Below are 13578 nucleotides of genomic sequence, written 5' to 3'. Positions count from 1 at the left end.
TTAATACCACTAAACCAGAATTTTTATGGAATTTATTAGGCAAATAGAAAGGATTCAGCTCTTGAATAAGCTGGTTAAAGAACAACGGACAGGAAGCCCCGAAAATTTAGCCAAGAGACTAGGAGTAAGCAGGGCCAGATTGTATTTGATGTTGGAGGAATTGAGGGATTATGGTGCTAAAATAAAGTTTTCTAAAAAACTAAATTCTTTTGAATACCAAGATTGTAAAGAAATAGACCTGAGGTTTTCAGTTAAGGTATTAAAGGAACAGGAATCAATATTGATTTCAGCTGGAAAAAAATAAATTTTCATGATTCCAAATTTTTAGACGGAACCTTTTTAAATTTATTCACAATCCGTAATCAGGAAACCATGTGCACAGGGAAACAAGATTTACAAAATGTTTTGAATCATATTCACGAAAAAAAAAATCATGGAAAAGCTAAAAGCATTAGATGCAATAGAAATTAAAGAAATAAGTGGAGGGAATTTCTGGGCAGGTATAGCAGTAAGTTTATCAGCTACCTTTTTATATGAAATTATTAATGACTGGGATAATAATGTAAAATCATTTAAACAAGGATTTAATTCATTTAAGTAAGATGAAAAATAGAATAGAAGAATTAACTTTAGAGGAATGCAGGATAATAAACGCAGGAGATAACAATACTCAGCGGTTATTTCGCTATCTCGGATCAGTAGTTGGAGGTATTGTCGCTGGACAGCCTTACGCAGCATATGGAAAATACGCTGGAATGAAATAAGCTGAAAAAATAGACAAGCCAAAAACTTTTGGCTTGTCTATTGAAATCTTTTCAAATGATTGAAACAATCTCCATATGTAGTATAGTTCTAATATTTATATTAGGAATTAGGGGCTTATTTTTAATTTATAAAAATAGAAATTTTATAAAAGATATTTTTGGTTTATATTTTTTAAAATTTATTCCCAAATTAATATTTATTTTTATTTTAGTAAAAGTGTTATTTTTTACTATTACTTACATAAATATAATTTATGATTATATTGAAATTATCACTATATCCCATTTTAAGTTTGTGTTTTTTCAGATCCCTAATTTTTTATCCACAGTGATTTTAGAAGAGTTTGTTTTTAGGGTTCTATTATTTGCCAGTCTTATACATTATATAAAAAATAATATCTATTTAATTCTATTTACTTCTCTGCTTTTTTCTTTCTACCATTTCCCCAATGAGGTAATTCTTTTTATAAGTTACTTCATAGCCGGAATCATGTATGGTTATGCTTTTGTAAAATACCAGTCCATCTTGGTTCCCATCGGCATTCATTTTTCATGGAACTTTGTCCAGGGTGCAGTATTTGGCTACCCAGTATCTGGCGAAGTGTCGGATGGGCTCTTGTCCTTGACTATCATTCCAAATATATTTTTTAATGGAGGGAGTCATGGTCCTGAAGGAAGCATTGCTGGAATCTTGATGAGGCTGGTAATTATATTGGTGATTTTGGCCTTTCCAACTCCCAAAGAAAACAAATATTTTCTTAAATTCCCTAAATCGGAAAAGGAATGGTCCATGTAAAAAACGAAACTAAAATCCTTTTAATCAATATCACACTGCTGATATTGATACTGGTTTTCCAACCTGCAGTTTCAGCTTACCTGCTGGGTGCTACTTCTGTTTTTGCAGTAGCACTAGTCTGCTCTTTTTTATCCTCCTTATTTTTATTTTTTGAAAAAAATCAAAATCTTTCACACTACCTATTACCAGGTATTTGTCTCGTATTGGGGTATATTATTTTTTGGAGGGAATCGGACTTTATTTCATGGCTGGAACTTGCTATTGGTATAGGACTGGGAGTTTTACTCTACACCGTTGAGATTGCATTTTTCAAAAAATCATTAATTTGATACATTTAATGAACTCATATACGGTTTGCTAAAAGAATGTAAAATACATAATCAGGTAAATCTGAAGAAAAATGTCACGAAAAAAAAGTTTAATCATTGTTTTGTCAGTTTTCGCTATGGGCTACTTAGTTTCGTATTTCTACACTACCATTGTGATCAAAACCGAATATGAATTAGGAATCCATCAAGATTTATTTTATCTTTTTTACATTCCAATTCTTTACCTTATGGTTCAACTTTTATTTGGCAGGCCCATCTTTAGTAAATATATCGATGCATTCGCTTTTTTCATCATTGCTATTTTTAGGATTTATTATGATTACATAACAAAGGAAGAACTGATTTTAAGTAATTTTTACTTTGCGGTATTTGGTCTGATAGCGTTACTCATATTGGTGAAGCTATTTTTTAAAGGAAGGGAATTAGAAAATACCATGACGAATAATGACAGTAATTTAGTAAATCAAAAGTAAGAATTGAAAAACTTTAAATGAATTCAAAAGTCAAACCCAATAAAGGAGCAATACTTTAAATTTTCGTGTTGTATTATCCAAAATATGTAAATAATAAATTCACTTTACATATTGGGAACTTTTATACGTTTTGATACTGGTTTTCCTACCTGCAGTTTCAGCCTTTTAATTGCATTTCCTTTGTCTTGAAAGCTTTCAGGTTGTGTACCTCTTTCTCCGTTTCCTGGGCCTCTCTTGGCGCGCAAACCAGCCTTCCCATGGAAATCCTGCCAGGCTTGGATTAGGGCTTCCTTTCTGTTTAAGGACTCCTAAAAATTATACCTTGCTGACAAAAGGACTATTCTCGTCTCCTGTTTGGAATAGAACTCCTGTGAAAACGAATTCGAGCGGGCAAAGCCGGCAAATCTCCTGGTATCAAAAATGTCCCGGACGCTCAAGGAAAGGCTACCCTTATTCCCAAGGAGGTTTTTTTGAATGGTGGCATCGACAAAATACTGTGCCAAATCCCTGCCTTGCGCCTCAATTTCAGGAGATTCATAGTTCCCTACCACTTGAAAATTGACGCCAAAAGGCAGTTTAACATCCTGAGTCAATTTGACGTTCCATGCAAATCCAGCGTTGGTGAATTCTTCGCTGATGTTGGAACCATCAACTGATATGTTGAAAAGGGTTAATCCACCATTGACCGAGTACCACTCATTCACCTCAGCGGTTCCAATCCATTCCACCCCATACGACTGGGCAGAAAGGAGGTTTTCCGGCTGGGAGTAGGATATTCCATCCTCCACTATCGTGATAAAATCCAGTTGCCCATTTACTTTCCGGTAAAATAGATTGGTGACAAAATTGGCGTTTTTGAGGTTGACCATATGGCCTACTTCAAAGGAGTTTATCATCTCCGGCTGTAGGTTGGGGTTTCCTCTTCGCACATTGAGGCTATCCGTTATGTCTGGAAATGGGTTTAGCCTCCAGGCTGTTGGTCTGTCTATCCTTCTGCTGTAGGTGAACTTTATGGAATGGGTCTCATTCAGGTTATACATACCCTGCGCACTGGGGAATAGGTTAAAATAGTTTTGCCTATTTTGCTCATCTGTATTCTGCAGGTGGGTATCCACAAAGGTGTATTCCCCTCTAAGACCTAAGCCATATTCAAATTTGGGTTTTGAGACCGAAATTAAGGCATATCCTGCATGTATCTGGTCCTTATACACAAACCTGTTGCTGATTTGATTATCTTCCACAAAGCCGCCCTCCGTTTCATCCAACCTGAAATACTGAAAGTCGTTGTCGAATTTCCTAAGGATCGATTTCAATCCGGCCTCAAACTTTGCTGATTCCATCGGTTTGATATAATCCGCCTGGAGCACTGAGATGTTTCGGATTTCATCTATGTAAGCTAGTTCTTGGCCTGTCCTGTTTTCCGGGAGGGGTACTAACGTATTGTTGAAGATATCGATCTCTTGGGTTTTAAACTGATTTCTAAAGGAGTGGCTGGCAGTGGCCCTGAGTAGATGCCCCTTTTCTCCGAAAGAATGTTCAAAAATCAAGGCATTGTCCAGTCCAACATCTGTTTCACTTTCTTGATTTCTTCGTACGTAATCGAAAGCATCCATGCCACCACCGGGCCGGTCCAGTTCGGCAAAGAGGGTATTGACCTGTCTGTCCAGGCTGGATTGAAATACCCCTTCATAGCTCAACACATTGTTCCCAAAATAATAGTCCGCCCCATAATTTAAATTGTGCCCTACATTTCTATTAGAATTTTGGGTGTTTTGGTTTAAGGTTTCTTCGTCTTCAAATAATAACCTTGTGGTCCGTCGATTACCTATGCTCTTCCAGTCCCTGTAATTGTAGCCGATAAAAGTGTTGAATCTTGCGTTTCTATGGTTCAACCTTCCTCCCAGATTTGTTCGGCCTCTTGTGCCATAGGTGGCTTCCAATCCCCCATTAGTACCGATGTCCTGCCCTTTTTTGAGGATGATGTCTATTACGCCACCCTCTGCCTCTGCATCGTACCTAGCATTTGGGTTATTGATAATCCTTATCTCCTCAACTGCACTTGCCGGCAAATTGTCCAGATTTTGGGTTAGTGAGGAATTCCTCCCATTGATCAAAATGTTGGTACCTGTGCTTCCTCTAAGGGATATGGCCCCATCCTCCGATACCGTGATTGAGGGGGTGTTCCTCAAGATGTCCAGCAAGGTTCCGCCAATATTGGCCAAATTGTTTTCAGGCGAAATAATGATGCCTTCCATGCTGGTCCGGATTGGCATTTTGGAGGTTTCTACAATTACTTCCTGCAGGTTTTGATTTTCGCCCTCCATGGTAATTTCACCTAAATCAGTCGAACCCTTAATTTCAATTTCCTCGGAAAGGAAATCTTTGTACCCTATAAAAAAGGCCTTAAAGGAATATTTCCCTTTAGGAGCCTGAAGGGAAAAACGCCCATTTTCGTCGGAATCCGAAAAACTAACGGGTCTCGATTGATCTTCTAACCTATATAGCGCTACCTGGACAAAACCCAATGGCTCTTTCGAATCCGAATCCACGAGAGTTCCTTTCACCGGAAAGGATTGAGCGAAGATATCGGGTGCCCCTACCAGGATAAAAACAATAACTACTAAGAAATACCTTACACTACTCATTGAATTCGACTTGGTTTAATTGTATTCAATACAAAAATACCTTTACAATCTGATTCAATTTTGAAGTAAATTATTTGAACTCAATTGTAGTAGTATGAATATTTCCTACAGGGGAATAACTCATTTTGAACTCATAAGTTTTGCATATTTGATTTACAATAGCCAAACCCAGGCCCACCGACTCGGGATTGTGGCTTTCTTTTTTGAACCGTTGAATTAATTCGCCGGGATCATGTTGAATAGATGCGCCGGAGTTTTCGATCTTCAGTTGATGCAAACCAAGATGAATTTTAATCCACCCCCCCTTGTTATTGTGTTTGATGGCATTTCCCAACAAATTACTGATCATGATTTCGGCTATATAGGGATGTATTTTCATCCTAATTTTGGGCTTAATGTCGGTTTCTAACGACAATTCACTCAGATTGACCAATTCAGAGAGTAGCTCGATGTTTTTGAGGAGTATCTCAGAAAAGTCTATCTGGGATGGTGGTTCGAATTCTTCATTTTCAAGTTTGGCAAGTAAACTCAAGGACCTCACTATCCGATGTATTCGTTCATTGTTTTCATAGGCTCCATATATCAAATGTGCCTGCTCCTCTGTCATTTCCAGGTTCATCAGGTTTTCCAATTTTCCGCTGACCACGGCTGCGGGGGTTTGGATTTCATGGGAAATGTTTTCGGAAAACTCCTTGATTTGCCGATAATCTTTGAGGAGTTTTTGCGTCATCCGTTCCAGAAATTCATTGAGTTGGTTAAATTCTGAAATCGAGCTTTTTTGAAAATGCAGAGGTCTGTTGGTCTGAAAGTTGAATTGTTGGATTTTTTGCAATGTATGCTGAAATGGCCTCAGGATCCAATTTGAAATTCCACGGAAAAAAATGCCCAGGAAAACCAGCTGGATAAAAAATACAACCAACATGGTATAAACCACGGTTTCGGTGATGTCCTCTGCCTCAATCACCAAATTGTAATAGGAAATTCTATAATGCCTGTTTGCTATTTTGAAAGATCTGCTGGCTTTCAATTGCTTTTCTTCCCTACTCAGGGGGTCATGATAGGCAATCGTATCCCGAATACTCAAATTTTCTTCTTCAAGATGGAATGGCAATTCATTGATTTCTAACCTTTCATTGACCAATGCCTCTGGTGAAACCCCCTGTCGAATTCTTTCTGCATAAGCTACTATTTGCCTGTCCAACTCCATTCCCAACTCAAAATCTATTTCGGCCCCTAACTTCCTGTAGATAAAAAACCCACCGATAAACAATGCCAACATGATGATTATCAAATAAACCGATGTGAGTAAGTTCAGAAGTTTCATATGTTTATAATTTCTTTTCAGCGGTCATATGGAATCTCGCAACGATAATCATCCCAGTGTGTGACGTGCTCGTCATGCTCGATTTCATGTGTTTATAATTGCTTTTTATTGGTCATATAGCCTGCCCCTGCCTGCCCCGAACTTGTTTCGGGGGACTCGCTTCGGGGGAATCTCGCAATCTTAATCATCCCCCCGTGTGTCGCTCGCGTCATGCCTGACTGCCGTCCAGGCAGGCTCGATTTCATGACTGGGTTTCTCCAAATTTATATCCAATCCCATATATTGTGGTCAAATAATCCTGCCCCCCAGCCTCAGAAATCTTCTTTCGAAGGTTTTTGATATGTTGATAGACAAAATCAAAATTGGGAAGGTTATCCGTGTAGTCTCCCCAAAGGTGTTGGGCAATGGCATTTTTACCCACAACCCTGTTTTTGTTGGTCACCAAAAAAACCAACAAGTCAAACTCTTTTTTGGTCAGATCCAATGATTTCCCGTGAACGCTGACTTGTAGATTTTGGAGCTGAATCATAATTTCATTGAACCGGATTTCATCGGATCCACTTAATTTGGATCTGCGGTAAATAGCCCTTAGCCTCGCCAAAAGCTCCGCCAAATGAAAGGGTTTGGGCAAATAGTCGTCAGCGCCAAGGTCTAATCCTCTGATTTTGTCATCCAATGAATTTTTGGCAGAAATGATAATCACATTTGGACTGACTTCCAATTCTTTGATGATATTGAAAATGCTCAGGCCATTGCCATCCGGCAACATCAGGTCCAGCAAAACACAATCATATTCAAATGAAAGCATCTTGTCTTGCGCCTCATAAAGATTACAGGCAACCTCGCAAATAATCCCTTCATGGGAAAGGTATTGGGTGATGTTTTGAATCAATTCCCTGTTATCCTCGATCACTAATATTTTCATTGGCTAATCTTTCTATGTTGGAATAATGGAATTTTAGAGAATATACGCCTAAAATTCTGAAGGAACTTTGAAGGAAGAAAAAATAGGTGTGTTTGTTCAGGAAGTTAGGTTACCACCTGACCTTACATGTTACCTTACATGCATTTGCACGTTACTACTCGCGCCACGTTAGGAATAAATTGACGGTCGGATACCTGCGTAATCACTTGTGTACTGCGGAGCTCCTCTGCGAATATCTCCGAAATCTGCGGGAGATAGTTGTCCATAGTTTGGTTATGATAACACTAATAAACTTCATTTCTTAAGAAAATGGAAAGAAGTCCGAATGATGCGCATCATTAAACTTCCAGCCTTGAAAGGTCTTCAACTTTTTGGTTGCTTTCAGTATTGCACATCCTTTAATTCTCTTACCACAGCAATTCCCTTCTCTAATTATCAAATCCAGGCAGCAAATGTTCCCAAATCAAATTGAGTTGTGCCTGCATGGTTGGAATATTGGCGGTGGTCACAATTACGGCATCCTTCTCAGGGAGTATCAGTATAAACTGCCCATTACGACCATCTGCCCTGTACGAGTTGTGGCGGCTTCTCCAAAGCTGGTAGCCATATCCCTGGAGCCAGTCGGATTCGTTGGCATCCACTTTCAGGTTTTCTTTGCTTACCCCAGCTGGCAGAGAAGGGACTTGCGCAGCCGTTGCTTCGTCAAACCAGGATTCTGGGAGAAGTTGTTTGCCGTTCCACTGGCCTTTTTGTAAATAGAATAGGCCAAGTTTTGCCATATCCTCAGTTTTCACTTTAAGGCCCCAACCTCCTATAGGGATTCCCTGAGGACTTTTATCCCATGTTGCTTCCACGATTCCCAATGGCTTGAAAAGCCTTGGCTGGAGATAGTCCAACATCGACTCCCCGGTAACCTTTGAAAGGATAGCCGAAAGCATATAGGTCGCAAGACTGTTGTACACAAATTGACTGCCTGGCTTATGTTCTACAGGGAATGCCAAAAATGCCTCCGCCCAATCCAAATCGCTACTTTCCTGTAGTACGCTTGTCGCATCCACATCGTGCCCCACGGTCATGGTCAGTAAATGGCGGATTTCCAGTTCCTGAAGATTGGGACTGATTTCTTCTGGAAGGTCGTCAGGGAAAAAGGAAACGACTTTATCGGATACATTCAATAGTCCCTCTTGAATGGCAAAACCGACTGCCGTGGAAGTGAATGTCTTGCTAACGGAATACAGCACATGGGGCTTGTTTGCCGCATGTTCACCAAACCATTTCTCAAAGACCACTTTGCCGTTTCTCAGGATCATCAGGCTGTGAAGGTCTTGGTCATTAGTTTCGACAGCTTGCAGGTATTCGGCTATGGCTTGGGGGTTTATCTTTTCTTTTTCCGGATTACTTCGGGGCAAAGCGTTGGATAAAGTGATAAAATTGATAAGTTCAACACCATTTTCTGCAACCGCTTCCTTTACCTTTTCACTGGTCCATGTATCTGTAACTCCCTGTCTGTCTTCTGCCACATCCTCATATCCAATATGGCCTACCCCCTGCATTTCTATATTGTCATAGGAGGGATGGTCCACAAACATATAGGATTTTCCGGGTTCAAGTTTTTCCAGCATCCGAATAAAGGAAGCCTCTTTTTCAGAAGAGGTTCCTTTTGGCCCCTCATAGCTGACCCCTGTGATGCCCAATCCCTGAATAACGTCCCGGCTCATCATTGCAAGGTTGTATTCCTTGGCCAGTTGGGATACCATTTTGGCGACCTCTGGATGAAAGCTGGTAGAACCCATATGACCTGAGAGGTGGCTGATTTGGGGGACATGCTTTAGTGCCAACTCAATCTGAGCCCGAAATTCCTGTTCTACCTCCTTTATCTTCCATTGGTTTTCAGTGATGGCAAGTCCGGGATAGTTTTTATTTGGCCCTATCATTGGCATAAAATAACCATCAGAATCCATTAGACTAGGGCAATTGGTCAAAGGTTTCCATTTGATGCCATCCCATTCACTGGTGATTACCAGGTGAAGTCCCACATCAATGCCCGTATTTTCCTTTAGCAATTGGGCAGCCTCAGGAAACCACGGGGTCACCACCATTAGTTCGATGGAGGTTTCAATTCCGTTGGCGAAGGTTTCGATGCTGGCCAAATTGGCGGAGCGGGAAGAACCCATATCATCCCCCCTTACAATCAACCTTGGGCCAGGTAATTCCTGAGCGTAAGAAAAAAGTGGTAATAAGGCATAAAATATAATTAGGAAGGATGTTTTGAAGTGGGTCATGGCCGATGGTTTTGGTAGAAGGAAAAGTAGGTATTTTCTGGTTAGGTGTTGGTGTTTTTTCTAAGATTATTTTGTGATTCCACAGGAAGCATCCGTATTTTTAATGTAGGAATGAAGTTCCTAGGAAGAAGGTGGGTGTGAAGTTTCGGCCAATCCAAAAAAACACGAAGTATGAATCCCAGCGAAAAACACAATGAGCGTATGGCGAAAATGACCTTCGCCTCAGTATATCCACATTACCTGACCAAAGTCGAAAAGAAAGGCAGAACCAAAGAGGAATTGCACCAAGTCATCGAATGGCTGACGGGTTTTGATGATGTGAAAGTGCAGGAGCTAATTGAAGAAAAGGCCACTTTTGAAACGTTCTTTGAACAGGCCACATTACATCAAAATGCGAACCTTATCACGGGGATGATATGTGGTTATAGAATTGAAGACATCGAGAATCCCCTGACACAGAAAGTCCGGTACCTGGATAAGTTGGTCGATGAACTGGCAAAAGGCAGGAAAATGGAGAAGATTCTGCGGGAAGGATAGGGGGTGGAAATGAAACATAAATACAACCCACAAATCCACCATCGCAGGTCAATCCGTTTAAAAGGATATGATTATTCGCAGCCAGGTTTATATTTCATAACCATTAATCATGCAAATCAATGATGTGTTCGTGTAAGACTAGGGTAGCAAAAAAAGTTTTCATTTGTATATATGACGTTTCTACCCATTATTAAGTCAGGGCTAGCAGGGACTTCTGCCATGACACTTTTCAGTTATTTAATATCTGTAAAGAAAAAAGAGAATTTCAGGGAACCACGCGTTCTTGCAGATTTAATTACAAGGCTCGTTCCCGCAATGGGAAAATCAAATGCGGCCATAGAAGGTTGGGGGTTGCACTACCTGGCAGGCCATATGTTTTGTTGGTGCTACCATACATTGTGGAAAACAGGCAGAGTAAAGCCTGGAATACTTTCCGGAAGTTTATTGGGAGCGGCAAGTGGCCTTGCTGGCATACTGGTCTGGAAGGTTGTTTTTAAATTGCATCCTAATCCGCCTGCCAAGAATTTAAAGAAATACTTTGGACATTTGCTGCTTGCACATGTGGTATTTGGTGTATTTGCCGGATTGGGATACAAATCCAAAGCGTCAGAGAAAAATCCTGCATCAGTTTCGAAATAAATGCGGCCGTAGACATGCAATTTGGGTGGGTTTAATCATTTTGTTGGATTAGACATCTTCCCCTCCCTCCGTAGGGGTATGGGATGGGGAAATAGTAAGTTTTCACGCAACGAACGCCAAGAAAACACGCCACGATCGCTACGTTCATCAATCCATTCTCTTCCGTATATTATCGGGTTTATGCTACTTTGTGCCCTTCTTTGGAAGAATCAAATCTGATCGTTTTTTCGAGATTATTGGGAACCATCAGACTAAGGGAGATGTCTTTCTCTTCAGTCTGCAAATCACCCTTGAGCATCACACTTAACATGTTCTACTAATTTCTACTGTAGGATTTTAAGCTCCTTTATCCTAATTCGCACTTAGTGTCAAAAAAATAGATATTGGTAAAGTACCTAGTCCTCTCCTTAAGCTTATTTATTTTTTTGAATATTCAGCTTTTGACCAAGAGGCGATTTGTAGGTCGCAGCAAATCATTTCCTGAAGTAAATGAGGATAATACACTAACCTTCAGGCTCTTTGCACCTGAAGCAAATTCCGTGCAGGTAACTTGGGATTTTCCTCCTACTTTGAAGATGGATACCCCAAGGGGACCGGCGGAGGGTTTAACTATTTAGCATCAAAACCTACGTGTGCAATGTGGACTATTTGGTGAAAAAAATCGCTATTTTGTGGCCATAAAAGGCGCATAGTTCACATAATTTAAAATTGCAGAATTAGATTTTGAAGTAATCCATTTGGTTACTATTTTTTTTAAAGCCTACAAAGCTGCAATTTCTACAATCCTGATACCTATAAAACAATCGTCCTGGCAATTGTTAGGAACAAAACCCGATAGTGATATCATGCCGTTATTGTGAGCCTCAAAATATATATGTCTATTTTCCCTCCTGACCAACCAATTAGAGGCAGAAAGGTCATAAATCGCATCTAGCGTCATCATTTCTGCAGCCACAGAAGGGTCGTGCGAACCCAGTGCTTCTCCTTCTTCTTGCCACTCCAAAACATTTTCAAGCTTCCTATTGAATGAACCTGCAAACTCGTCCGCAGTCAAAGACATATTAGCAAGAATGTCGTTCCGGGACCCCTCATCCCATCCCGTTGTAGGCTTCATTACGTCTTGAAATACAGTATAGCTGAAAGAACGACGGATTACCTCGCCCCTATCTACAGTAATGATAGTACTCCATGAACCGCCTACCCAACTTGCTCCAGTCGTGGTATAAGTATAGGAATTACCGGTTGCATTTTTGAACTCAAACCAAGCCTTTTGACTCCTCTCAAAACTGCTTTGGTGTTCTAATAGGTTGTCGTCACAGCTTCCCAAAATTAAGGTTACAGCCACTACAAAAAGATTAAGCTTCTTTTTCATATGATTATAATTTGTTTTTTAAAGGCCATATAGCCTGCCCCTGCCTGCCCCGAACTTGTTTCGGGGAACTCGCTTCGGGGGAATCTCGCAACGATAATCATCCCAGTGTGTGACGTGCTCGTCATGCCCTGACTGCCGTCAGGACAGGCTCGATTTCATGTAATATTGAGTTTATATAAAATTATTTGATACTTGAAACCATGACGAATCTGCATCCCCGAATGCTACATGGTGGAGTAATTAAAAAATTTAAATGTTGATCCAAGTATCAAAAATCCATCAATATCTTTTTTAACCCCATCGAGAGGTGTTAAGATCTAAAAAAATTCGTTGCGATATCTTTTAATTTTTACCGAAGTTATTTCTAGATTATGAGTCTGATAAATCAGTTAGAATTTTCCTTTAAAGCCCCAATTTATCCATCCTCGCCTTTTCATAAGCCCCATCTTCTGCTGGATAACGAAGAAGGTGCTCAAAATTCCCTGACGCCTTAGCCAAAGCCCAGACCAGGCTTTCCCCTGCCGGGATATTTAAAGGTTTTGAGCCAAATATGGGATCATCAAAAGCTTCATCGGCATCAATGATTTTCCACCCCTTGGATCGGAACATTTCTATTAGGTCACCCAAAAATAAAGCTGCCGCCAAGTTATGATGAAGCAATAGGGTATGGTTGATGTGTCTCCCCGTCAACTCAAAGGACAGGTTTTCATAATACACTGCCCTGTCAAACAAATGCTCCAAATAATACAGTTTGAAGGCTTCGATATCCGCGCTTTGGTTTTGTCTCAGTCTGGTTAATAATCTGCTGTTGATGTACCAATCGGAAGCATCAATGGTGACATACCCATTCCGGTATCCATTATTCTCCAATAACTCCCTGAATTTTATCACCTTTTCTTTGGTGTCTCCTTCCTTGAGATAGGGAAACCTGAAAAGTTTGGTGTAATTATCCAATCTGTTGATAACGGTATCAGTAATTAGAAATTCCTGCTCAAATTGCTCGAAGGTAGTAGTTGCGGATCCGTAGTTGGGATGGGTGAATGTATGGTTGCCGATCATATGGCCGGAGGAATCCCAACTGTTTAGCAAAAACCGCCCTTTTTCATCCAATTTATTAGCACCCGTAACAAAAAAGACTGCCTTTAACCCGGCATTGTCCAAATGCCCCAATAACATGGTATTCCATTCTTCAAAGTTGAAACCTGGCATGTCTCCCGTAATCCCATCGTCAAAAGTAAAGCTGATGGTAGGCTGTGCGTCTGTTCCCATTGGAAAAAATAGTAATAGGGGAATAGGCATGATCAAGGTAAACCATTGTCGAATATTGCAATTGAGTAAGGTCATTTCAGAAACAAGGAGAATGAATGTGTGATAGATGTTTAAAGCTAAGCAAATTAATTTGTTTAGTGTTAAGTCAGGTGTTCAATCATGGGTTCCTAGATCACACGAATGGATTTACGATGGTAGGCCGGTTATCGATCAGTTGGTTGTG

The 13578-nt window shown here is 40.3% G+C and carries 13 protein-coding genes; 7 read left to right on the top strand and 6 right to left on the bottom strand.

The window, feature by feature from the left end:
* The first annotated feature begins 25 nt into the window (after window positions 1–25).
* The 5 genes from DB520_RS05345 (at window position 26) to DB520_RS05330 (ending at window position 2362) form a co-directional block, all read left to right on the top strand.
* Entirely contained in the window at window positions 26–304 is a 279-nt protein-coding gene (locus tag DB520_RS05345) for an HTH domain-containing protein (RefSeq protein ID WP_114748568.1), read from the top strand.
* A 129-nt stretch (window positions 305–433) separates the two neighbouring features.
* Window positions 434–601, top strand: a complete 168-nt coding sequence (locus tag DB520_RS26520) for a hypothetical protein (protein ID WP_157971944.1) — start codon at window positions 434–436, stop codon at window positions 599–601.
* 1 nt (window position 602) lies between these two features.
* Window positions 603–764: a hypothetical protein gene (locus DB520_RS26515; RefSeq protein ID WP_157971943.1), complete on the top strand. Its 162-nt coding sequence runs from the start codon at window positions 603–605 to the stop codon at window positions 762–764.
* A gap of 55 nt (window positions 765–819) precedes the next feature.
* On the top strand, window positions 820–1560 hold the full coding sequence (locus DB520_RS05340) for a CPBP family intramembrane glutamic endopeptidase (RefSeq protein WP_114748567.1): 741 nt from the start codon (window positions 820–822) through the stop codon (window positions 1558–1560).
* Window positions 1561–1960: 400 nt separating this feature from the next.
* Window positions 1961–2362, top strand: coding sequence for a hypothetical protein (locus tag DB520_RS05330; RefSeq protein ID WP_157971942.1), 402 nt, complete (start codon window positions 1961–1963; stop codon window positions 2360–2362).
* 308 nt (window positions 2363–2670) lie between these two features.
* On the opposite strand, the gene DB520_RS05325 is transcribed toward DB520_RS05330, so the two are convergent.
* The 4 genes from DB520_RS05325 to DB520_RS05310 form a co-directional block, all read right to left on the bottom strand.
* Window positions 2671–5007, bottom strand: a complete 2337-nt coding sequence (locus DB520_RS05325) for an outer membrane beta-barrel family protein (protein ID WP_114748564.1) — start codon at window positions 5005–5007, stop codon at window positions 2671–2673.
* Window positions 5008–5077: 70 nt separating this feature from the next.
* Window positions 5078–6331, bottom strand: coding sequence for a sensor histidine kinase (locus tag DB520_RS05320; protein WP_114748563.1), 1254 nt, complete (start codon window positions 6329–6331; stop codon window positions 5078–5080).
* 241 nt (window positions 6332–6572) lie between these two features.
* The gene (locus DB520_RS05315; protein ID WP_114748562.1) at window positions 6573–7256 is read right to left on the bottom strand and encodes a response regulator transcription factor; all 684 of its coding nucleotides are present in this window, start codon (window positions 7254–7256) and stop codon (window positions 6573–6575) included.
* A 428-nt stretch (window positions 7257–7684) separates the two neighbouring features.
* Complete coding sequence (locus DB520_RS05310) at window positions 7685–9538, bottom strand: ChbG/HpnK family deacetylase (protein ID WP_114748561.1); 1854 nt, start codon at window positions 9536–9538, stop codon at window positions 7685–7687.
* Window positions 9539–9709: 171 nt separating this feature from the next.
* Here DB520_RS05310 and DB520_RS05305 point away from each other — a divergent pair, with 171 nt between their 5' ends.
* Together DB520_RS05305 and DB520_RS05295 are read left to right on the top strand one after the other, a co-directional pair.
* On the top strand, window positions 9710–10075 hold the full coding sequence (locus tag DB520_RS05305) for a DUF2200 domain-containing protein (protein WP_114748560.1): 366 nt from the start codon (window positions 9710–9712) through the stop codon (window positions 10073–10075).
* A 171-nt stretch (window positions 10076–10246) separates the two neighbouring features.
* Window positions 10247–10714: a hypothetical protein gene (locus tag DB520_RS05295; protein WP_198675235.1), complete on the top strand. Its 468-nt coding sequence runs from the start codon at window positions 10247–10249 to the stop codon at window positions 10712–10714.
* A gap of 760 nt (window positions 10715–11474) precedes the next feature.
* Here DB520_RS05295 and DB520_RS05285 read toward each other — a convergent pair.
* Together DB520_RS05285 and DB520_RS05280 are read right to left on the bottom strand one after the other, a co-directional pair.
* Complete coding sequence (locus DB520_RS05285; RefSeq protein WP_114748557.1) at window positions 11475–12086, bottom strand: hypothetical protein; 612 nt, start codon at window positions 12084–12086, stop codon at window positions 11475–11477.
* A gap of 402 nt (window positions 12087–12488) precedes the next feature.
* Entirely contained in the window at window positions 12489–13355 is an 867-nt protein-coding gene (locus tag DB520_RS05280) for a polysaccharide deacetylase family protein (protein ID WP_157971941.1), read from the bottom strand.
* Between the last annotated feature and the right edge of the window lie 223 nt (window positions 13356–13578).

The organism is Pleomorphovibrio marinus (genome assembly GCF_003347495.1).
GTDB classification, from domain to species: domain Bacteria; phylum Bacteroidota; class Bacteroidia; order Cytophagales; family Cyclobacteriaceae; genus Pleomorphovibrio; species Pleomorphovibrio marinus.
This window is presented reverse-complemented; position numbering and strand designations above follow the sequence as displayed.